Source organism: Streptomyces musisoli, from assembly GCF_016741855.1.
Taxonomy (GTDB): Bacteria; Actinomycetota; Actinomycetes; order Streptomycetales; family Streptomycetaceae; genus Streptomyces; species Streptomyces musisoli.
On sequence record NZ_JAERRH010000104.1, the window covers coordinates 1 to 661 of the forward strand.

Sequence of the window (661 nt, forward strand, 5' to 3'; positions counted from 1 at the left end):
TGTGCCGAAGGGGCAGGCGACGAACCGTCCGGCCGTCAGGCCCGGCCGGTTCAGGTACCCGCGGGCCAGGCCCGCCCCCGCGACGTACAGCTCACCCGCCACTCCCGGCGGCACCGGCCGCATCCGCTCGTCCAGCACGTACACCCGGGCGTTGGCGATCGGCCGGCCGATCGGCGGCACACCCGACCCCGGGGACAGCGGGTCGCTCATCGTCGCGCACACCGTCGTCTCCGTCGGCCCGTACGCGTTGATCATCCGGCGGCCCGGTGCCCAGCGCTCCACCAGCTCCGGTGGGCAGGCCTCACCCGCCACCACCAGCGTCGACACGGTCAGCGTGCCCTGCCCCACGGTGGCCAGGACGGACGGGGGCACCGTCACGTGGGTGACCGCGAGGTCCGGGTCGGTCAGCGCGGCGACCGGATCCGCCGCGGGGGGCAGCACCAGGGCCGCGCCGCGCAGCAGCGCGGTGAAGACCTCCGACACCGAGGCGTCGAAGCTGGGCGAGGCGAACTGGAGCACCCGGCTGCCGGGTTCGATCGCGAACCGCTCGACCTGGGCGGCCACCAGACTCGCCACACCGGCGTGGCTCACCATGACGCCCTTGGGGCGGCCGGTGGAGCCCGAGGTGTAGATGACGTAGGCCGGGTGCCGGATGTCGAGT

General features: G+C 74.6%; 1 protein-coding gene. It reads right to left on the reverse strand.

The window, feature by feature from the left end; translation table 11 throughout:
• Positions 1–661: AMP-binding protein (locus JK361_RS40655; RefSeq protein WP_201828261.1), on the reverse strand; the 661-nt coding region annotated here is incomplete at both ends.